The organism is Streptomyces misionensis (assembly GCF_007896895.1).
GTDB lineage: Bacteria > Actinomycetota > Actinomycetes > Streptomycetales > Streptomycetaceae > Streptomyces > Streptomyces misionensis_A.
In genome coordinates this window covers 18,842-38,959 of record NZ_VOGW01000008.1, presented here as the reverse complement: position 1 = coordinate 38,959, position 20,118 = coordinate 18,842, and the positions used below count along the sequence as shown (strand labels likewise).

The window sequence follows — 20,118 nt, the reverse complement described above, 5'->3', positions numbered from 1 at the left end:
GACGGCACACCATGACCGAGATACCGAGGGAGCGCTGGACGCTCCACCACTCCGCCCGCGCCCACGCCGGCACCCGCCCCGAGCACCCGGCGATCGTCTGCGAGGGCCGCATCACCACCTACGACAAGCTGCACCGCGACAGCAACCGCGCCGCGCACGCCCTGCACACCAGCGGGGTCCGGCGCGGCGACCGGGTCGCCTACCTGGGCCGCGAGTCGGCGAACTACTATCTCGTGATGATCGCCTGCGCCAAGGCGGGCGCCGTGCTGGTGCCGGTCAACTGGCGGCTCACCCCGGGCGAGGTCGACCACATCCTGCGCGACTCCGGCGCGACGCTGATCTTCGTGGACGACGAGTTCTGGGACACCGTCGCCACCGTCCGCCACCAGCTGCGCGGACTGCGCCGGGTGATCCGCGTCGACGGCACCGACGCCGACGGCGAACCCGCCCGCGGCGCCGGGCTGCTGGCCTGGGCCGCCGACCAGCCCGAGACCGACCTCTCGCCCTGCACCGGCCCCGACGACGCCGTCATCCAGATCTACACCAGCGGCACCACGGGCCTGCCCAAGGGCGCCGTCCTCGCCCACCGCAGCTTCTTCACCCTGCCGCACGCCAGCCGCGAGCGGGGCGTGGACTGGATCGACTGGCTGCCCGAGGACGTCGCCCTGATCTCCCTGCCGGGCTTCGGCGTCGCCGGCATCGGCTGGTTCCTGCACACCTTCAACGCCGGCGGCACCAGCGTGATCATGCCGCAGTTCGACCCGCAGGAGGCCGTCCGCCTCATCCGCGAGCACGGCGTCACCACCACCTTCGCCGCGCCCGCGATGCTCCAGGCGATGGCGGCCGAACGCGAGGCCGGACCCGAGGCGTTCACCTCCCTGCGCAAGATCGCCTACGGCGCGGCGCCCATGTCCGAGACGCTGCTCAAGCAGTGCCTGGAGACCTACCGCTGCGAGTTCGCGCAGATCTACGCCAGCACCGAGACCGGCAGCGTCGCGGTCTGTCTGCCGCCCGAGGCGCACCACCCCGGCAGCACCAAGCTCACCTCGGTGGGACTGCCCTGCCCCGGCAACGAGATCAAGGTGGTCGGCCCCGACGGCGAGAGCCTGCCGCCCGGCGCCATCGGCCAGGTGTGCGTGCGCGCCCCCTCCCGGATGCTCGGCTACTGGAACCTGCCCGAGGCCACCGCCCGCACCCTGGTGGGGGAGTGGCTGCACATGGGCGACGCCGGCTACCTCGACGAGGACGGCTACCTCCACCTGTGCGACCGCATCAACGACACGATCATCGTCGCCGGGCAGAACATCTACCCGGCCGAGGTCGAGAAGGCCCTGGCCGCGCACCCCGCGGTCGCCGACGCGGCCGTGGTCGGGCTGCCCGACGACCGCTGGGGCGAGAGCGTGCACGCCGTGGTGGTGCTGCGGCCCGGCGCCAAGGCCACCCCCCGCGAGCTCCTGCTCTCGCTGCGCGGCCGCATCGCCGACTACAAGATCCCCGGCACCTACCACTTCGCCGACTCCCTGCCGCGCAACCCCTCGGGCAAGATCCTGCGCCGCGCGGTCCGCGAGCAGCTGACGGCGCCGGCGAGGGACCCGCTGGGGAGTGCCGTATGACCACGTTCCTCACGCCCCCGTGGAGAGTGACCCGCCCATGAGCACCGAGCCCCTGCGGATCGGCATCCTGCTGCCCACCCGTGAGCAAGCCATCAACGGCACCTACGCCGCCGCCCCGCTGCTGGACTTCGCGCGACAGGCGGAGACCCTCGGCTTCGACTCCCTGTGGGCCGGCGACTCCCTCACCGCCCGCCCCCGCCTGGACCCGCTGGTCGTGCTTTCGGCCGCCGCCGCGGCGACGCGGCGGATCACCGTCGGCACCGCCGCCCTCACCCCCGCCCTGCGCCACCCGCTCATCGGCGCCAACATGATCGCGAGCCTCAGCCACGTCGCGGCCGGCCGGCTGGTCCTCGGCCTCGGCTCGGGCTTCCCGATGGCCGAGACCGAGGAGGAGTTCAACTCCGTCGGCGCCTCCTTCCAGGGCCGGGTCGGCCGTCTGGACGAGATCAGCGCGCTGTGGCGCACCGCCTGGCGCTCCGGCGAGGACGGCGAACCCACCGAGTTCGACGGGAGGTTCTGGCAGGCCGAGCACCTCGACCGGCTGCCCTCGCCGGCCGTCCCCGGCGGCCCGCCGCTGTGGCTGGCCGGCAGCGACACCCCCAAGGTGCTCGCCCGCGCGGCCACCCGCTACGACGGCTGGCTGCCCTTCCTGCCCGACGTCGACGCCTACGACCGCGCCCGCCGCCGCCTCGGCGAACTGGCCGCGGAGGCGGGCCGGACGGTGACCCCCGCGCTGTACGCGACGGTCACCGTCAACCGCGACGAGGCCGCGGCCGAGGCCGAGCTGGAGCACTACATCAGCCACTACTACGGCCGCTCCCTGGAGCAGATGCGCACCATCCAGGCCTACGCCTGGGGCAGCGCCGAGAAGTGCGCCGAGTGGCTCGCCGGCTATGTCCGCGCCGGCGCCCGGCACCTGGTGATCCGCATCGGATCGCTCGACCCGGAGCCCCAGTTGAAGGAGATCGCCGAGGTGCTGCTGCCCGCGGTACGCGCCCTCGGCCCCGCCACCACCGTTGGGAGTACGCAGTCGTGACCACCGCCATCGGCACCATCGGCAGCCAGATGTCCAGCGAGGGCAACTGGTTCCACCCCGTGGAGCCCTCACCCGACGCCTCGATCCGGCTGTTCCTGCTGCCCCACGCCGGCAGCGGCGCCATCATCTACCGCGACTGGGAACGCCTGCTGCCGCCGGACATCACCCCGCAGGCCGTCACCCTGCCCGGCCGGCACAACCGCCGCGAGGAACCGACCTACGAGAACTTCTGGCCGCTCCTCGACGCCCTGCACGAGGCCGTCCTCAACGAACTGGACGACCGTCCCTTCGCCTTCTTCGGCCACTGCCTCGGCGCGCAGCTGGCGTTCCGCCTGGCCATCCGGATGGAGGAGGAGGGCGGCCCGGCCCCGGTGATGGTCGGCATGTCCGGCTGGTCGCCCATCGGCTTCTTCAAGCCGACCGAGGAGCAGAGCCGGATGCCGGAGGACGAACTCGTCGAGTGGATCAAGAAGTTGGGGTCCTTCCCGGCCGAGGTCTACGACAACCCCGAGATGCTCGCCCTGGTCGTGCCCGCGCTCCGCGCCGACCTGCGGGTCGCCGGGGACTACGACGACGACGGCGCCGGCGTCAGCTGCCCGCTCGCCTCCTACGGCGGCCGCAGCGACCCGCTCCAGGAGGCCCCCGACGCCATGACCCACTGGGCCGCACGCACCCCGGCCTACCTGGGCCACAACGAGTACGAGGGCGGCCACTTCTACATCGACACGCACGCCCAGGCCGTCACCGCGCACTTCGCGCACCGGCTCCAGCGGACCGTGGCCTCCCTCGCGCGCTGAGCGCGCCGAACGGGAAGGCATCGTCAGCGCCGCATCAGCGGGGCGCGGGACAGTGCACCGGGACCGTCGTCCCGGCTGCCGTCCCGTGCCCCGCTGTGCGTAGCGGGCCCTGTTCGGCCCGCATCCCACCAGCACGACACGACCTAGGAGGGTCGTCATGACCACCGAAGCGGAACTGACCGGCAGCGCGGCCCCGGCCGCACCGCCCCAGGACATCGAGGAGACCGCCGGGGCACCCGCCTGGGGGGCCCTCCTGGTCGTGCTGGCCGGCCTGTTCATCACCAACCTCGACTTCTTCATCGTCAACGTGGCGATCCCCTCGCTCCAGCGGGACATGCACGCCACCCCGGCGCAGATCCAGCTCGTCGCCGTGACCTTCACCATCGGCCTGGCCGCGCTGCTGATCACCGGCGGCAGACTCGGCGATCTGTACGGTCGCAGACGGGTGTACTCCGTGGGCGTCGCGCTGTTCACGCTCGCCTCCCTGGCCTGCGGCAGCGCGCCCGACATGACCGAACTGATCGTCGCCCGCGCCGTCCAGGGCGCCGCCGCGGCCCTCGTCATCCCACAGGTGCTCGGCATCCTCAACACCGCGTACACCGGCAAGGCCCGGGTCGCCGCGTTCAACGCCTACGGTCTGGCGCTGGGCGCGGCGGCGGTCTTCGGCCAGCTCATCGGCGGCCTGCTGATCAAGGCGGACCTGTTCGGCTGGGACTGGCGGACCATCTTCCTGATCAACGTGCCCATCGGCGCGCTGGTGCTGCTCGTCACCCCGAAGGTGGTGCCCGAGTCGAAGGCCGACGACGGCCGCACCGGGCTCGACCTGCTGGGCGTGGTCCTGGTGACGGCCGGGCTGGTCGCGGTCGTACTGCCGCTGGTGGAGGGCCGCGAGCAGGGCTGGCCGGCCTGGACCTGGGAGCTGCTCGTCGCCTCCGTGCCGCTGCTCGGCCTGTTCTGGATCACCCAGCGCCGGCTCGCGGCCCGCGGCCGCTCCCCGCTGATGAGCCCCTCGCTCTTCCACGACCGCTCGTTCAGCGTCGGCGTGGTCTCCATCCTCGTGTACTTCTCGGTGATGGCCTCCTTCTTCCTGGTGCTCGCGCTCTACCTCCAGGAGGCGCGCGGCACCAGCGCGCTGACGTCCGGGCTGCTGTTCATCCCGCTGGGCCTCGGCTTCTTCCTGTCGTCCGTGCAGGCGCCGAAGTTCGCCGCCAAGCTGGGCAAGCAGGTCCTCGCGCTGGGCGCGCTGACCGTGGCCGTGGGCGACGTCGCGCTCGCCTTCACCGCGGACCGGCTGGACACCACCGGAGCCGTCGCCTGGTGCATCCCCGCCATGGTGGTGTGCGGGTACGGCATGGGCCTGGTGGTGGCACCGCTGACCTCGCTGGTGCTGGAACGGGTGGCGCCGCAGTACGCGGCGGCCGCGTCCGGGGTGTTCTCCACCGCCCAGGAGGTCGGCAACGCCCTCGGCGTCGCCGTCATCGGCGTCGTCTTCTTCGACGTGGCCGAACACCGGCCCGGCGCGCACGGCATGGCGCAGGCGTTCAGCACCAGCCTGCTGGTCCAGGCCGGCATCTGCGTGGGCGCCGCGGCCCTGCTGCAACTGCTGCCCGGCCGGTCCCGCGGCACCGCCTGACCGACCGGCCGTATCCGGCCACCGAGACTCCCCGACGGGCGTCCGCGATCCACGCGGGCGCCCGTCAGCGTCGTATCAGAAACCCGTCACCGGTGCCCTCCACGATGGCTGGAACCGAAAGAACTCGGCCAACAGGAGGAAACGATGACTGGAATATTGCGCTCCTCTACGGAGCGGCTCGCGGAGTGGCCCATGGCGCGTTCCTGCCCCTACTCGCCGCCCGACGCCTACGCCGAGCTGCGCCAGGGACCGCCCGTGAAGGTGCGCATCCGCACGGGCGAGGCATGGCTCGTCACCCGCTACGAGGACCTGCGCCAGGTGCTGATGGACGAGCGTTTCAGCTCGGACGACACCCTGCCCGGCTTCCCCGTGCGCATCCAGCTCCCGCCCGCCCCGCGCGTGATGTCCTTCACCCGCATGGACGGCGCCGAGCACAACCGGCTGCGCCGCATGATCATGCCGGAGTTCACCGCCCGCGCCACCCGAAGACTCAGACCCGAGGTGGAGGCCCTGGTGGGGCAGCTGCTCGACGAGCTGGCCGCCGGGCCCCGCCCCGCCGACCTGGTCACCCGGCTCTCGCAGCGGCTGCCCTCCCTGGTGATCGCCCGGATGCTCGGCGTCCCCGAGGCCGACGAGCTGGACTTCGCCGAGCTGAGCCAGGAGGTCCTCTCCCAGGACGCCTCGCCGGAGGAGATCTACGCCGCGTTCGTGCGGATGACGGAGTACCTCGACCGGCTCATCGCCGCCAAGCAGGCCGAGCCCGCCGACGACCTGTTGAGCAGGCTGGCCACCCGGTACATGGCGAGCGGCGAGCTCGGCCGCGAGGACTGCGTGGCCATGGCCCGGCTGCTGCTGGTCGCCGGCCACGAGACCACCGCCCACCAGCTCAGCCTCGGGGTGGCGAGCCTGCTGCGCCACCCCGAGCAGCTGGCCGACCTGCGGCGCGACCCGTCGCTGTACGGACAGGCCGTCGAGGAACTGCTGCGCTACTGGTCCATCACCCAGGACAACCAGGTCCGAGTCGCGGTCGCCGAGGCCGAGGTGGGCGGCGCGCGCATCGCCCCCGGCGACGGCGTCATCCTCGCCTACCCGAGCGCCAACCACGACGAGGCCGTCTTCGCGGACGCCGGCCGCTTCGACATCCACCGCGAGGACGTCTCCCGGCACATCGCCTTCGGCCACGGCCGCCACCTGTGCCCGGGCGCCCCGCTCGGCCGGATGGAGCTGGAGGTCTGCCTGCGGGCCCTGTTCGACCGCTTCCCCGGACTGCGTCTCGCGGACGTGCCGGAGCCGGTGGTGTTCCGCCAGAACACCATCAACTACGGCCTGACCGCACTGCATGTGACCTGGTAGCAGCCCGCCCCACCCGGGCTCTCAGGAGGGCCGTGCCCCACCACGGCCCCGCACCGCGCGGGTGCGGGCCGCGGATGCGCGCCGTGCACCAATGGAACCCGGCGGCGCGAGCACCCGCAAGGGCGACGGTGCGATTCCCGCCAACCCCGCCGCCGGCCACGACTGGCCGGTCCACCCCGCAGCCGGACGGCAACCCCTTCGTCCACGACCCGCCAGAACGCTCCGTCCCGCCACCTGGTGTCCTGAAATCCCTGTCGGGAGAGGCCACTTGGTGACGCGAACGGCACCCGTCGTCAGGTCCGGATCAGCCCCGGGTCAGTTCCGCTTGGGAATGTCATTGCCACTTCGCTCCTGAAAGATCCCACACCGATCAGCACACGGGCCCCGCCGGGACCCGTGTCAGTGCTACGTCAGCGCGGTGTCAGGGCGGTGCGCGATCGTGGCGTCACGACGTCCGCGCACGGCTCGGAGGGACGAATTCCCCTTGCCGCCCCCGCGGATGGCCCCCCATCGTGTCGAGCACAGGAAGCGAGTCGGTGCCGAGGATCGCCTTTGCCCCCCGGACCTGGAGGACAAGCATGTCGCTCGCCGACCACACCGACATCCTCGACTGGCCCTTCGCCCGCACCGAGGACGGCAACCCACCGCTCATCCTGGCCGAACTGCGCAAGGCACCGCCCTGCGTCGTCCGCATCCCGGCGGGCGCCGCGGAGTCCCGGCTGGCCTGGCTCGTGACCCGGTACGCCGATGTCCGCCAGGCGCTCGCCGACCCCCGGCTCAGCGCCGACGAGACGCTGCCGGGCGCCCCCGTGCGCATCCAGGTGCCGCCCGGCGGCAACCCCAGCTCGTTCCTGCGGCTCGACGACCCCGAGCACGCCCGGCTGCGCGGCATGATCCAGACCGAGTTCACCGCGCGCCGGGTCAAGCGGCTGCGCGAGCCCGTCCAGCGCCTGGTGGACGAGCTGCTGGACGACTTGGCCGCCCGGCCCCAGCCCGCCGACCTGCACGCCGTCTTCTCCCGGGCGCTGCCCACCCTCGTCATCGCCCGCCTGCTGGGCGTCCCCGAGGAGGACTCGCCGTTCTTCATCGAGAAGACCCGCGTCACCATCTCCCAGGAGGACCCGGCCGTCTCCCAGGCCGCCTTCGCCGAGATGTCCGAGTACCTCGCCAAGCTGGCGCTGCGCAAGCTCACCGAACCCGGCGACGACCTGATGAGCCGGCTCGCCGTCCGCCACTACGACACCGGCGCCATCACCCTGGACGAGCTCGTGGGCATCGCCCGCCTCGTGCTGGTCGCCGGCCACGAGACCACCACCAACCAGCTCGCCCTGAACGTGCTGGCCCTGCTGCGCGACGACGACCTGCGCGCACGGGTCGCCGCCGACGACGGGGCACTGATCCCCAACTTCATCGAGGAGTCGATGCGCTACTGGTCCATCTCCCAGGACGCCATGGTCCGCCTCGCCGTCGAGGACATGGACCTGGGCGGCGTACGGATCGAGAAGGGCGACGCCGTGGTGATCTCGGTGCCCGCCGGCAACCACGACGAGACCGTCTTCGCCTGCCCGCACCGCATCGACCCCGAACGCGACACCAGCGGTCACCTCCAGTGGGGCTACGGCCCCCACTACTGCCAGGGCGCCCCGCTGGCCCGCCTCGAAATGGAGCTGGCACTGCGCTCGCTGCTGCGCCGCTTCCCGAACCTGCGCCTCGCCGCCGACCCGCGCACGCTGTTCCGCCGGGGCACCGTTTTCCACGGGGTGACCCATCTCCCCGTGACCTGGTGACCTGACGGTCACCGCTGCAACCGACCGAAAGATCGAGAAACGGAGTCGTCATGACTCAGGAGTTAACCCCGGACATCGCGGCGGAGGGGCGCGAGCGGACGGCCTCCGGCACCGCCGCGGCCCCCTCGTCGGGCGCCCTGGTGGTGGTCCTCGTCGGCACGTTCATCACGGTGCTCGACTTCTTCATCGCCAACGTGGCCGTCCCGGCCATCAAGGCCGACCTGCACGCCACCGCGGCCCAGGCCCAGATGATCGTCGTCGGATACGGCGTCGCCTTCACCTCGGGCCTGATCACCGGCGGCCGGCTCGGCGACCTCTACGGCCGGCGGCGGCTGTTCGCCCTCGGCATGACGCTGTTCATGGTCGCCTCGGCCGCGTGCAGCTTCGCGCCCGACGTCACGGTGCTCGTCGTCGCCCGCATCCTCCAGGGCGGCTCCGCCGCGCTGATGGTGCCCCAGGTCCTCGGCATCATCGGCACCGTCTACACCGGGGCGGCCCGTGACCGCGCCTTCAACGTCTACGGCCTGGTCATCGGACTCGCCGGGGTCTTCGGGCAGTTCATCGGCGGCGCGCTGATCTCCGTCGACATCGCCGGACTCAGCTGGCGCACGATCTTCCTGATCAACGTCCCGCTGTGCCTGATCTCCCTCGCCCTGACCCGCCGCACGATCCCCGAGTCCCGGGGCCAGGGCGGCACCCGGCTCGACCTGGTCGGCGCCCTGCTGATCACCGTCGCCCTCGGCCTGGTGGTGTTCGCGCTGCTGGAGGGCCAGGAGCGGCACTGGCCGGTGTGGGTGTGGGAGTCGCTGGCCGCCGCGGCCGTCCTGCTCGCCGTGACGGTCTGGCACCTGCGCCGCCGCTCCGCCGCCGGACGCGGCCCGCTCATCGAGCCGGGCATGTTCCGCTCCCGGCTGTTCTCGGTGGGCCTCGTCGCCACGGTCGTCTACTTCCTCGCCATGGGCTCCTTCTTCTTCACCCTCGCCCTCTACCTGCAACTCGGCCGGGGCCTGTCCCCGTTGGAGTCAGGCCTGATGTTCCTGGCGCTGGGTGCCGGATACTTCGGCGCCTCCATCGTCTCGGCGCGGTTCGCCGCCACGGTCAACGCCCGCCGGGTGGCCGCCGGTCCGCTGGTCCTCGCCATCGGCTACACCGCGATCGCGCTGACCGCCAAGGACCTGCGACTGGACGGCTCCGTGCTCTGGCTGCTGCCGATGCTGCTGGTCGCCGGCCTCGGCATGGGCCTGACCACCGGCCCACTGACCAACCTGGTGCTGGGCGGCGCGGTCCCCGAGCACGCCGCCGCGGCCTCCGGCCTGCTGAACACGGCGCAGGAGGGCGGCGCCGCGGTCGGCGTGGCCATCGCGGGCACGGTCTTCTTCCCGGCCCTCGCCCACGCCGGCGGCAAGGCGGACGCCTACCCGCACGCCTTCACCGTCACCCTGATCCCGCTCGTCTGCCTGGGCCTCCTCGCCTCCCTGCTGGTGCTGGCGGCCCCGGGCCGCGCGGCCCGGCGCTGACCGGGCCGCCCGGCACGAGCACCCGTACCGCCCCGCACGCCCCACCACTGGAAAGGAGGCACACAGGAATGCCGTACCTCACCACCCGGGACGGGACCCGGCTCCACTACGACGACTGGGGTGACGGACGCCCCGTCGTCCTGCTCGGCGCCGCCATGGCGGACGCGCGCATGTGGGAGTTCCAGGCCCCGTTCCTCGCCGGGAACGGCCTGCGCTGCGTCACCTACGACCGGCGCGGCAGCGGCCGTTCGGACAGGCCGTGGACCGGATACGACTACGACACCCTGGCCGGCGACCTCGCCGACCTGCTCGACCACCTCGACCTGAGGGACGCCGTGCTGGTCGGCTACGCGGTGGGCGGCGGGGAGTGCGTGCAGTACCTGTCCCGGTACGGCGGCGAACGCGTCTCGGGCCTCGCCCTGGTCGCCTCGACCACCCCGTACCTGCTGCGCGCCCCGGACAACCCCGACGGGCTCGACCTCGCCCTCTTCGAACAGGTCGAACAGGCCATCAAGACCGACCGGGCAGCCTGGCTCTCCGCGCTGACCTGGCCGTTCTTCGCGGGCCCCGAACCGGACCCGGAGAACCCGCCGATCTCCCCGCAGCTGGCGAACTGGCTGGTCGGCATGTGCCTGAACACCTCGCCCAGAGCCGGAATCGAGATCTACCGCACGCTGATGACCACCGACCAGCGCGCCCAGACGGCCGCGGTGCGGGTGCCCACCCTAGTGATCCACGGGACCGCCGACCTGGGCGCCCCCTATCCGCTGTGCGCCCCGCGCACCGTCGAACTGATCCCGGACAGCAGGCTCATCACCTACGAGGGCGCGGCGCACGGCCTGTTCGCCACCCACGCGGACCGCCTCAACGCCGATCTGCTGGCCTTCGTCAAGGAGTGAGGCCCGGCCCGTCCCGCACCACCCGCGTCCGGCCCCCGAGAAGGGGCCGGACGTGCGCGTTTCCCGGCCTCCGCCGGGCCCCCGGCACCGCGTCAGCGGCGCGTCAGCCCCATGACAGGGCACCCCGGCACAGTGGACATCGCCGCGACGCCGGGGCACACCAGCCCGGTCCTCCGGTGCCGACCGACGAAGGAGTACGCCTCATGGCAGACACCGCAGCCCCGGGCCCCACCCGGGCACTCGTCCTGGGCAACCCCGCATCCGGCAGCCACTCGCCCGAACTGGTCGAGGAAGTGCGCCAGTTGTGCGCCTCCTGCCTGGAGCGGGCCGAGGTCCACCTGACCACCGGACCGGGCGACGCGACGGTCGCCGTACGCCGGGCCCTGGAACGCACCGACGACGCGCCCGACCTGATCGTGGCCATCGGCGGCGACGGCACGGTCCGCGAGGTCGTGCAGGGACTGGTCCCGGCCGACGGCGGCGCCACCCTCGCGGTGGTGCCCGGCGGCACCGGCAACTCCGGCTACAAGATGCTGTGGGGCGAACGGCCCTGGAGCGAGTCGCTGAAGGCGGTGCTGACCGACTCCGGCGTCGGCGGCAGCGCCCGGCTGCGCCGGCTCGACCTGGCCCGCCTCACCGAGACCCGCAACTACGTCTACCTGGGCGCCTGTTCGGGCGTCATCGCGGACGCGCTGCTCACCGCGAAGGGGCTGCCGCTGACCGGCCGCGAGCGCTACGCCCGCGCCTTCGCCGACACCGCCGACGGCTACGCGCCGTACCCCGGCCGGGTCACGGTCGACGGCCGGGTGGTGCACGAGGGCCCCACGGTCCTCGCCAACGTCGGCGGCGGACCCTACCGCGGCGGCCGGTTCCAGGTGCTGCCCGACTCGCTGCTGGACGACGGACTGCTCGACGTCTGCGTCATCGGCGGCGACGTACCGGCCGCCGAGGTACCCGAACTGACCCTGAACGCCGCCCATATGACCCATCCGGCGACCGTGTACGCGCGGGGCCGCCGGATCACCGTGGAACGCACCGACGGCCGCCGCCTCCCACTGGAGCACGACGGTGAGTACCAGCACGGCATCGGCGCCGCGGCCACCTTCGAGGTGCTCCCCGGAGCCCTCCCCGTGTGGGCGCCTGCCGCCCCCTGAACCACCTGTCCGAAGAACCGAAGAAGCACCACCAAAAAGGAGATCGCCCGCATGAGCGACCTGACCACCACCGTCACCCGCTACCTCGACATCTGGAACGAGGCGGACGCCGAGAAGCGCGCCACGGCCATCGCCGAGCTGTTCACCGCCGACGCCCCGTACATCGACCCGCTGGCCGCGGTCGAGGGTCACGAGGGTTTCGCGGCCGTGGTGGCCGGCGCCCGTGACCAGTTCAAGGGCCTCTCCTTCGAGCTGCACGGCACCGTCGACGCCCACCACAACCAGGCCCGCTTCCAGTGGGGCCTGGTGACCGAGCCGGGCGCCGAGCCGATCGCCATCGGCTTCGACGTCCTCGTCACCGACGAGGCCGGCAAGATCAAGGCCGTCTACGGCTTCCTGGACAAGGTCCCGGCCGCGTAACACCGCACCACCCCGCGGGAGCACCGGGCCCACCGGTGCTCCCGCCGTCGTGTTCCCCTCGACGCACGCACGGAAGGTACCCGCCATGACCGCCGTCCTCGCGGAGAGCGTCGCCCGGGCGCTGTGCGCCGACTGGGCCGAACAGGCCCAGGCCCCGTCCCGGGCCGCCCACCGCCCCACCGGCGCGGACACCCCGCTGCGCGAACTCTCCCACTGGGCCGCCACCTTGCGACCGCAGGCCATCCCGTGCCGGGTGCTCAAGCTCGCCGCGAGCCAGGTGCTGTCGCAGATCGCCTCCATCCGCGCCGGACTCCAGCACCCCCTCGGCCGCAAGCTGGTGGCCGCCTTCGGGCACCCCATGCAGCGCGACCCCCGCCAGGCCGCCGGCGTCTTCGCCGCGCTCGGCTCCTGGCTCAACCTGGACGACACCGCGTACGCCGGACACCTGTCCAACTCCACCGTCGCCGTCCCGCTCGCCTTCGCCTACGCCCGCCGCCTGGACGGCCTGTCCCTGCTGACCTCGGTGGTCGTGGCCAACGAGTGCGCGGCCCGCATCACCGCCTCCGCGACCCTCGGCCCGCTGCGCGGCCAGAGCGCCGTGCACACCCACCTGGCCGGCGCGGTCGCCGGCCGGCTGCACTGCGACCGGGCCCCGGCGAGCCTGTACGAGAACGCCTTCGGACTGGCCTTCGCCATGCCCAACTGGCCGCTGATGCGCGCCTTCCTGGCCAGCGACGCCCGGCTGTTCAACACCTTCACCCCGGTGCGCACCGCGATGGACGCCTGCGACGCGGCGTACGCGGGGCTGCGCGGCGCGCCCGACATCATGGAGCACAGCGACGGCTTCCTCGCCCGCTTCGCCACCGTGCCGCTGCCGCAGGCGGTCGCCAAGGGCCTCGGCAGCCGCTGGCACACCGACACCCTCTCCTTCAAGATGCACCCCGGCGGACCCGGCATCGACGCGGCCGTGGACTGCGCCGCCGAGATCCACCGCGAACTGGGTCCGCTGCGACCGCGGGACGTGGCCGAGGTCGTCGTGGAGGCGTCCCTCTACACCCTGTTCGCGGGGGAGCGGGCCGCCCGCTACGTCACCGGCCCCGGCTCCCCGCTGGGCGCGCTGGTCCTCGACGTCCCCTACCCCGTGGCCACCACCCTGCTCACCGGCGAGTTCTCGGTGGACGACTTCTCCTCCCCGCACGTGGACGACCTCGACCGCTGGGCCCTGGCCAAGCGGATCCGGCTGGAGCACGACACCGAGATGACCCGTGAACTCTTCCTGTCCGACGCCCCGTTCGGCGAGGCGGTGCGCGAGGCGGGCGACCTGGCGGTGCCGTGGCTGCGCGGCTTCGGCGGCGACGAACTCGTGGACCTGGTGGGCGCGGCACAGGCCGACGACCGCGACTTCTCCCGCTCCACCAAGGCCACCGGCGCCCGTGTCACCGTCCGGCTCACCGACGGCCGCGTCATCTCCCGCACCCGCCTGATCCCGGTCGGCGCCGCCGGCCCCGAGACCCGCGCCCACCACACCGACCTGGTCCGCGAGAAGTTCCTGGCGGTGGGCGGCCCCCAGGAGGTCGCCGACACGGTGGACCGCCTCCACCGGATGCGCCCGCGGGCGGTACGGCGGTGGATCGAGACGGCGTTCCTGGACTGACCGGCGACACGACCGGTCACCGCGGCCGGTCACCGCGATCGGCCACCGCACGGCACGGGCGGGGGAGCGGCGCGGCGGCCGGCCGGGGCCGCCGCTCCCGGGCCCGCCCGGTCCCGCGGGCCCGGCCCGACCCGAACGAGAGGCCCTACTCCCGGCGCGCGGGCGTCGCCAGCGGGGGCCGGCGCAGGGTGGCCACGAACTTGTACCGCGACCCCCGGTAGACCGCCCGCACCCACTCCACCGGCGAACCCTCCGCGTCCCGCGAGTGCCGCGACAGCAGCAGCATCGGCAGTCCCACGTCCGTCGCCAGCAGCTCCGCCTCCCGGGGCGTCGACAAGGACGTCTCGATCGTCTCGTCGGCCGACGACAGCCGCACCCCGTAGACCTCCGCGAGCGCGGTGTACAGCGAGGGGCAGGAATCCAGCACCCCGCGCAGCCCGGGGAACCGCAGGGCCGACAGATGCGTGGTCTCGATCGCCATCGGCTCCCCGCTCGCCAGCCGCAGCCGCTCGATCCGCAGCACGGGCTCCCCGACCGCCGTGCCCAGCAGTTCCGCCAGCCGCGCGTCCGCCGGCACCTCGCCGACGTCGAGGACCTGCGACGCCGGTGCCAGCCCCTGTGCCCGCATGTCCTCGGTGTGGGAGGTCAGTTGGAGGGTGCGGTACAGCTTCGGCTGCGCCACGAAGGTGCCCTTGCCCTGGATCCGGTCCAGCCGTCCCTCGCCGACCAGCTCCTGGAGCGCCTGGCGCACGGTGGTCCGGGACGTGTCGAACCGTACGGCGAGCAGCCGTTCCGCCGGTACCGCGCAACCGGGCTGCAACGCCTCGGTCATGGCGAGCAGCTGCTGTTTGATCCGGTAGTACTTCGGCACGCGCGCGCTGCGGCCGGCCGGCCCCCCGCGCGGCTGGCCGCTGCTGACGTCGGTGGTCATGCCTGCCTTCCCGGCTGTGTCGATGGGCTCCCGTTATAGCGACCAAGTGCCCTATGGTCTAGTCCAAAAGAACGGGCCGGGCGAAAGGGACCGATGCGGACGCGGGCCCGGACGTGGAAGCGGACGAAAGCACTCCGGTGACTTTCTCGTAACGGCCTCCATCCGCCGCTGGGACCACCCTTGACACCCCGAAAGGTCTAGGCCAAGCTCCACCGTACTGGTCTACACCATTAGTGGCCAGGTCCCGAGCCCTACGTGCAACAGCGTCGTACGCAGGTCACCGCCGAGGGCGTGGGGGGTTAGTGGCATCCCTGAGGAGGGTGGCGTGAAGCGCAAGCTCGCAGCCGCGATAGTGATCGCGGGCATGATGGTCTCCGTTGCGGCGTGCGGCGGGAGCAAGAGCGACGACAGCAAGGACGCGGGTCCGGACAGCTGGAAGGGCCAGACGCTGACCGTCTGGACGATGGACGGCTCCGCGCCGGCGCAGTGGACCAAGGACGTCCAGGCCGCCTTCGAGAAGAAGACCGGCGCGAAGGTGAAGTTCGAGATCCAGAAGTGGGACGGGATCCAGCAGAAGATCACCACCGCCCTCTCGGAGGACAACCCGCCGGACGTCCTGGAGGTCGGCAACACCCAGACCCCCGCCTACGCGTCCACCGGCGGCCTCGCCGACCTCAGCGACGTCAAGAAGGCCGTCGGCGCCGACTGGACCGCCTCCGTCTCCCAGTCCTCCGTCTTCGACGGCAAGCAGTACGCCGCCCCCTGGTACTTCGCCAACCGCGTCGTCATCTACAACAAGAAGATCTGGGCCCAGGCCGGCATCACGTCCACCCCGAAGACCCGTGACGAGTTCTTCAAGGACCTGGACACCATCGGCAAGAAGACGGACGCCGAGCCGATCTACCTGCCCGGCCAGAACTGGTACTTCCTGGACGGCCTCATCGTCGGCCAGGGCGGCGACCTGGTGAAGAAGCAGGGCGACAAGTATGTCTCCAACCTCGCCGACCCCAAGGTGAGCGCGGCCATGGAGATCTACAAGAAGTACGCCTCCTACTCCAAGGCCCCCAAGGACAAGGACGAGGCCACCCCGCAGCAGGCGACCGTCTTCGCCAAGGGCAAGACCGGTGCCTTCATCGGCATGGGCTGGGAGGCCGCCACCGCCGTCCAGGCCAACAAGTCCATCGAGAAGGACCTCGGCTACTTCACCATCCCGGGTGCCACCGCGGACAAGCCCGAGGGCGTCTTCCTCGGCGGCTCCAACCTCGCCGTCGCCCAGAACAGCAAGAAGCAGTCCCTGGCCAAGGAGTTCCTGAAGGTCGCCCTGTCCGACCAGTACGAGGGTGAGCTGGCCAAGCTCAGCGGCGTCATCCCGAACAAGGAGTCCCTGGAGAGCAACCTCAAGGGCAACGGCGCCGCAGAAGCCGCGGCCCCGGGCGCCGCGGTCGGCGGCACCACCCCGCTGATCCCCGAGTGGGCCGCGGTGGAGAACACCCCGAACCCCATCAAGTCGTACATGACCGCCGTGCTGAACGGTAAGTCCCCGGCCGCCGCCGCCAAGGACGTCGAGGGTCAGATCAACGAGCGTCTGGCTCAGCAGAACTAGTCCCACGCCGGGGGCGTCACCGCGACGCCCCCGGCTCACCTGCGCCGTGCGCGTTCCCCTGGCGCCCGCAGGGCACACGAATGCGTACGGCCACGGAAGAGATGACGACTCATGTCAGTGCAGACCGAAGGCACGGACACGGCCGGGGAGCCCGCTGTCCGCAAGGCCCGGGTGCCGGCGCCCCCGCGCGGTGAGGCCGGCGCCTCCCGGTCCGCGGCCGGCCGCGCCGCCGCCGCCCCCTATCTCCTCCTGCTGCCCGCGCTGGTGGCCACACTGGTCCTGCTGGGCTGGCCGCTGGTCAAGAACGGCATGCTGTCGTTCCAGAACCTCAACCCGCGGCAGCTGATCCAGCACCTCACCGAGTGGAACGGCTTCCACAACTACCAGCAGGTCCTGACCGGTTCGGACTTCTGGAAGGTCGTCGAGCGCTCGGTCTTCTTCACCGCCGCCAACGTCGTCCTGATCATGGTGCTCGGCACATTGATCGGACTGCTGCTGGCCCGCCTCGGCAAGAAGATGCGCCTCACCCTCCTGGTGGGACTCGTCCTCGCCTGGGCCATGCCCGTCATCGCCGCCACCACCGTCTACCAGTGGCTGTTCGCCCAGCGCTTCGGCATCGTCAACTGGGTCCTGGACAAGCTGGGCTGGCACTCGATGGCCGACTACAACTGGATGGGCAGCCAGTTCTCCACGTTCTCGGTGATCGTCGTGCTCATCGTGTGGCAGTCGATCCCGTTCGTCGCGATCAACCTGTACGCCGCCACCACCACCATCCCCAAGGAGCTGTACGAGGCGGCCTCCCTGGACGGCGCCGGCGCCTGGCAGAGTTTCACCTCCGTGACCCTGCCCTTCCTGCGGCCCTTCCTCTACTCCACGACCTTCCTCGAGGTCATCTGGGTCTTCAAGGCGTTCCCGCAGGTCTTCGCCATGAACGAGGGTGGCCCCGACCGGCTCACCGAGACCCTGCCGATCTACGCCTACGTCGAGGGCGTCGGCAACCAGCACTTCGGGGTCGGCGCGGCGATCTCCTTCCTGACCATCCTGGTCCTGCTCGTCATGACCTCGTACTACCTGCGCATGGTGCTCAAGCAAGAGGAGGACGAGCTGTGAAGCGCTCGCTCTTCGGCCGTATCTGGCCCAACGCGACCGCCGTGGTCCTCTTCGTCGGCTTCGTGTTCCCCGTCTACTGGATGTTCGCCACGGCCTTCAAGCCGACCGGCGACATCATCACCGAGAACCCGGTCTGGTTCCCGACGCACGTCACCTTCGGCCACTTCGACAAGGCGGTCCACGCCGACCACTTCTGGACGCTGGTCGTCAACTCCGTCACCGTGACGCTCTGTTCGGTGCTGCTGTCGCTCGTCATCGCCCTGTTCGCCTCGTTCGCGCTCGCGCGGATGCGGTTCAAGGGGCGGCGCGGGTTCGTCATCACGTTCATGCTGGCGCAGATGGCCCCCTGGGAGGTCATGATCATCGCCATCTACATGATCGTGCGCGACGGCGACATGCTGAACAGCCTGGTCCCGCTCACCGTCTTCTACGCGATGATGGTGCTGCCCCTCACCGTCCTGACGCTGCGCGGCTACATCGCCGCCGTGCCGAAGGAGCTGGAGGAGTCGGCGATGGTCGACGGCTGCACCCGCCTCCAGGCCTTCCGCAAGGTGATCTTCCCGCTGCTCGCGCCCGGCCTGATGGCCACCTCGCTGTTCGGGTTCATCACCGCCTGGAACGAGTTCCCGCTGGTCCTGATCCTCAACAAGGACATCGAGAAGCAGACCCTGCCGCTGTGGCTGTCCCAGTTCCAGACCGCCTTCGGCGACGACTGGGGCGCCACCATGGCCGCCTCGTCCCTGTTCGCGCTGCCCATCCTGATCCTCTTCATCTTCCTGCAACGCAAGGCTGTCAGCGGTCTGACCGACGGCGCCGTGAAGGGATGACGCCCCCATGACCACACTCGCCACCACTGGGTCCGGCAGCGGCTCCGCCGCGGGCGACAGCCTCACCCGGGACGCCCTCGCCGTGCTGCAACCGGGGTTCGCCGGCACCACCGTGCCCGACTGGGTGCGCCGCCGCCTGGGGGAGGGCCTCGCCTCCATCGCGCTGTTCGGCCGCAACGTCGTCGACGAGGCCCAGGTCACCGCGCTGACCGCGCAGCTGCGCGCGGAGCGGGACGATCTGCTGATCGCCATCGACGAGGAGAGCGGTGACGTCACCCGCCTCGACGTGCGCACCGGCTCTGCCCTCCCCGGCAACCACGCCCTCGGCGCCGTCGACGACCCGGACCTGACCCGAGCCGTCTCCCGCGAGCTGGGCCGCCGCCTCGCCGCCTGCGGCGTCAACTTCGACTGGGCGCCCTCCGCCGACGTCAACGCCAACCCCGACAACCCCGTCATCGGCGTCCGCTCCTTCGGCGCCGACACCGACCTGGTCGCCCGGCACACCGCCGCCTGGGTCGAGGGGCTCCAGTCCACCGGCGTCGCCGCCTGCACCAAGCACTTCCCGGGCCACGGCGACACCAACGTCGACTCCCACCACGTCGTGCCCCGCATCGACGTCGACGCGGAGACCCTGTTCGCCCGCGAACTGCCCCCGTTCCGCGCGGCGATCGCCGCCGGCACCCGGGCGATCATGAGCGCGCACATCCTCGTCCCGGCCCTGGACCCCGACCGCCCGGGCACCCTGTCCCCCCGCGTCCTGACCGAGCTGCTGCGCGGCGAACTCGGCTACCAGGGCCTGATCGTCACCGACGGCATCGACATGCACGCCATCTCCGGCACCTACGGCATGGAGCACGGCGTGGTGCTCGCCATCGCGGCCGGCGCCGACGCCATCTGCGTGGGCGGCGGACCGTCCGACGAGGGCACCGTGCTCCGCCTGCGCGACGCGCTGGTGGCCGCCGTACGCTCCGGCGAACTGCCCGAGGAGCGGCTCGCCGACGCCGCCGCACGGGTGCGCGAGCTGGCCCGCTGGACCGCCGGCGCACGCGGTGACGCGGCGAAGACCGAACCGGCGCCGGAGATCGGCCTGACCGCGGCCCGCCGCGCGGTGCGCGTGACCCGCTCCGGGGCACCCGCCCCCGTCGACGCGCCCGTGTACGTGGCCCAGTTCAACCCCGAACCCAACATCGCCGTGGGCGACCAGACCCCCTGGGGCGTCGCCGACGAACTGCGGCGGCTGCTGCCCGGCAGCACCGACGGCTCCTTCACCGGCACGGACGCGGGCGCCCTCGCCCTCGCCGCCGCCGCCGGCCGCCGGATCGTCGCCGTGGTCCGCGACGAACACCGCCACGACTGGATGCGCACCGCCCTCGACACCCTGCTCGCCGCCCGCCCCGACACCGTTGTCGTCGAGATGGGCCTCCCCGGCGCCGCCCCGCGCGGCGCCCTGCACATCGCCACCTACGGCGCGGCCCGCGTCTGCGGTGTCGCGGCCGCCGAGGCCGTCGTCGCGGGCTGAGCCCCGCCCCGTTCCGGCGGGGCACCCCCGCCTCCAGTCCGGTGGGGACCGTGTCTCCGCCCCGAGTTTGGTGGGGATCGCTTCCTCGCCTCCAGTCCGGTGGGGACCGTGTCTCCGCCCCGAGTCCGGTGGGGATCGCTTCCTCGCCTCCAGTCCGGTGGGGACCGTTGTCCTCGCCCCGAGTCCGGTGAGGATCACTTCCTCACCCCGCCCGGCGGGGACCGCGTCCCCGCCGGGGGGGGTGAGGAAGTGATCCTCACCGGAC

16 protein-coding genes are annotated in these 20,118 nt (G+C 72.0%); 15 read left to right on the top strand and 1 reads right to left on the bottom strand.

The window, feature by feature from the left end:
- Nucleotides 1–11 precede the first annotated feature (11 nt).
- The 11 genes from FRZ03_RS01630 (at nt 12) to FRZ03_RS01580 (ending at nt 13,863) form a co-directional block, all read left to right on the top strand.
- Nucleotides 12–1,613, top strand: coding sequence for a fatty acid--CoA ligase (locus FRZ03_RS01630; protein ID WP_146463302.1), 1,602 nt, complete (start codon nt 12–14; stop codon nt 1,611–1,613).
- Nucleotides 1,614–1,650: 37 nt separating this feature from the next.
- Nucleotides 1,651–2,649, top strand: a complete 999-nt coding sequence (locus FRZ03_RS01625; protein ID WP_146463301.1) for an LLM class flavin-dependent oxidoreductase — start codon at nt 1,651–1,653, stop codon at nt 2,647–2,649.
- Between the two features lie 29 nt (nt 2,650–2,678).
- Nucleotides 2,679–3,446 carry a thioesterase II family protein gene (locus FRZ03_RS01620; protein ID WP_146463321.1) on the top strand — a complete coding sequence of 256 codons (768 nt, stop codon included), beginning with the start codon at nt 2,679–2,681 and terminating at the stop codon, nt 3,444–3,446.
- 157 nt (nt 3,447–3,603) lie between these two features.
- Entirely contained in the window at nt 3,604–5,079 is a 1,476-nt protein-coding gene (locus FRZ03_RS01615) for an MFS transporter (protein WP_146463300.1), read from the top strand.
- A gap of 144 nt (nt 5,080–5,223) precedes the next feature.
- On the top strand, nt 5,224–6,432 hold the full coding sequence (locus FRZ03_RS01610; RefSeq protein ID WP_222443330.1) for a cytochrome P450: 1,209 nt from the start codon (nt 5,224–5,226) through the stop codon (nt 6,430–6,432).
- A 578-nt stretch (nt 6,433–7,010) separates the two neighbouring features.
- Nucleotides 7,011–8,219 (top strand): cytochrome P450, encoded by a 1,209-nt coding sequence (locus FRZ03_RS01605; RefSeq protein ID WP_146463299.1) that lies wholly within the window; start codon nt 7,011–7,013, stop codon nt 8,217–8,219.
- Nucleotides 8,220–8,269: 50 nt separating this feature from the next.
- On the top strand, nt 8,270–9,736 hold the full coding sequence (locus FRZ03_RS01600; RefSeq protein WP_146463298.1) for an MFS transporter: 1,467 nt from the start codon (nt 8,270–8,272) through the stop codon (nt 9,734–9,736).
- Between the two features lie 68 nt (nt 9,737–9,804).
- Nucleotides 9,805–10,635, top strand: a complete 831-nt coding sequence (locus FRZ03_RS01595; protein ID WP_146463297.1) for an alpha/beta fold hydrolase — start codon at nt 9,805–9,807, stop codon at nt 10,633–10,635.
- Nucleotides 10,636–10,838: 203 nt separating this feature from the next.
- Nucleotides 10,839–11,789: a diacylglycerol/lipid kinase family protein gene (locus FRZ03_RS01590; protein WP_146463296.1), complete on the top strand. Its 951-nt coding sequence runs from the start codon at nt 10,839–10,841 to the stop codon at nt 11,787–11,789.
- A gap of 51 nt (nt 11,790–11,840) precedes the next feature.
- A complete protein-coding gene (locus FRZ03_RS01585; protein WP_146463295.1) occupies nt 11,841–12,209 on the top strand; it encodes a nuclear transport factor 2 family protein in 369 nt (122 codons plus the stop codon).
- An 85-nt stretch (nt 12,210–12,294) separates the two neighbouring features.
- The gene (locus FRZ03_RS01580) at nt 12,295–13,863 is read left to right on the top strand and encodes an MmgE/PrpD family protein (RefSeq protein ID WP_146463294.1); all 1,569 of its coding nucleotides are present in this window, start codon (nt 12,295–12,297) and stop codon (nt 13,861–13,863) included.
- Nucleotides 13,864–14,008: 145 nt separating this feature from the next.
- Here FRZ03_RS01580 and FRZ03_RS01575 read toward each other — a convergent pair whose 3' ends face one another.
- A complete protein-coding gene (locus FRZ03_RS01575) occupies nt 14,009–14,794 on the bottom strand; it encodes a GntR family transcriptional regulator (protein ID WP_146463293.1) in 786 nt (261 codons plus the stop codon).
- A gap of 325 nt (nt 14,795–15,119) precedes the next feature.
- Between FRZ03_RS01575 and FRZ03_RS01570 the strand changes: the two genes are divergently transcribed.
- The 4 genes from FRZ03_RS01570 to FRZ03_RS01555 all read left to right on the top strand — a co-directional run bounded on the left by FRZ03_RS01570 (nt 15,120) and on the right by FRZ03_RS01555 (nt 19,853).
- A complete protein-coding gene (locus FRZ03_RS01570; RefSeq protein WP_146463292.1) occupies nt 15,120–16,397 on the top strand; it encodes an extracellular solute-binding protein in 1,278 nt (425 codons plus the stop codon).
- A gap of 111 nt (nt 16,398–16,508) precedes the next feature.
- Nucleotides 16,509–17,507 carry a carbohydrate ABC transporter permease gene (locus FRZ03_RS01565; protein ID WP_146463291.1) on the top strand — a complete coding sequence of 333 codons (999 nt, stop codon included), beginning with the start codon at nt 16,509–16,511 and terminating at the stop codon, nt 17,505–17,507.
- Nucleotides 17,504–18,334: a carbohydrate ABC transporter permease gene (locus FRZ03_RS01560; RefSeq protein WP_146463290.1), complete on the top strand. Its 831-nt coding sequence runs from the start codon at nt 17,504–17,506 to the stop codon at nt 18,332–18,334. Before FRZ03_RS01565 ends, FRZ03_RS01560 begins: the two co-directional genes overlap by 4 nt.
- Nucleotides 18,335–18,341: 7 nt before the next feature.
- Nucleotides 18,342–19,853, top strand: a complete 1,512-nt coding sequence (locus tag FRZ03_RS01555) for a glycoside hydrolase family 3 protein (protein WP_146463289.1) — start codon at nt 18,342–18,344, stop codon at nt 19,851–19,853.
- Nucleotides 19,854–20,118 lie beyond the last annotated feature (265 nt).

What these genes read in the sequence shown, in the direction of transcription:
- FRZ03_RS01630 (WP_146463302.1), top strand. Translation starts at nt 12, where the DNA reads ATGACCGAGATACCGAGGGAGCGCTGGACGCTCCACCACTCCGCCCGC.
- FRZ03_RS01625 (WP_146463301.1), top strand. Translation starts at nt 1,651, where the DNA reads ATGAGCACCGAGCCCCTGCGGATCGGCATCCTGCTGCCCACCCGTGAG.
- FRZ03_RS01620 (WP_146463321.1), top strand. Translation starts at nt 2,679, where the DNA reads ATGTCCAGCGAGGGCAACTGGTTCCACCCCGTGGAGCCCTCACCCGAC.
- FRZ03_RS01615 (WP_146463300.1), top strand. Translation starts at nt 3,604, where the DNA reads ATGACCACCGAAGCGGAACTGACCGGCAGCGCGGCCCCGGCCGCACCG.
- FRZ03_RS01610 (WP_222443330.1), top strand. Translation starts at nt 5,224, where the DNA reads ATGACTGGAATATTGCGCTCCTCTACGGAGCGGCTCGCGGAGTGGCCC.
- FRZ03_RS01605 (WP_146463299.1), top strand. Translation starts at nt 7,011, where the DNA reads ATGTCGCTCGCCGACCACACCGACATCCTCGACTGGCCCTTCGCCCGC.
- FRZ03_RS01600 (WP_146463298.1), top strand. Translation starts at nt 8,270, where the DNA reads ATGACTCAGGAGTTAACCCCGGACATCGCGGCGGAGGGGCGCGAGCGG.
- FRZ03_RS01595 (WP_146463297.1), top strand. Translation starts at nt 9,805, where the DNA reads ATGCCGTACCTCACCACCCGGGACGGGACCCGGCTCCACTACGACGAC.
- FRZ03_RS01590 (WP_146463296.1), top strand. Translation starts at nt 10,839, where the DNA reads ATGGCAGACACCGCAGCCCCGGGCCCCACCCGGGCACTCGTCCTGGGC.
- FRZ03_RS01585 (WP_146463295.1), top strand. Translation starts at nt 11,841, where the DNA reads ATGAGCGACCTGACCACCACCGTCACCCGCTACCTCGACATCTGGAAC.
- FRZ03_RS01580 (WP_146463294.1), top strand. Translation starts at nt 12,295, where the DNA reads ATGACCGCCGTCCTCGCGGAGAGCGTCGCCCGGGCGCTGTGCGCCGAC.
- FRZ03_RS01575 (WP_146463293.1), bottom strand. Translation starts at nt 14,794, where the DNA reads ATGACCACCGACGTCAGCAGCGGCCAGCCGCGCGGGGGGCCGGCCGGC.
- FRZ03_RS01565 (WP_146463291.1), top strand. Translation starts at nt 16,509, where the DNA reads ATGTCAGTGCAGACCGAAGGCACGGACACGGCCGGGGAGCCCGCTGTC.
- FRZ03_RS01555 (WP_146463289.1), top strand. Translation starts at nt 18,342, where the DNA reads ATGACCACACTCGCCACCACTGGGTCCGGCAGCGGCTCCGCCGCGGGC.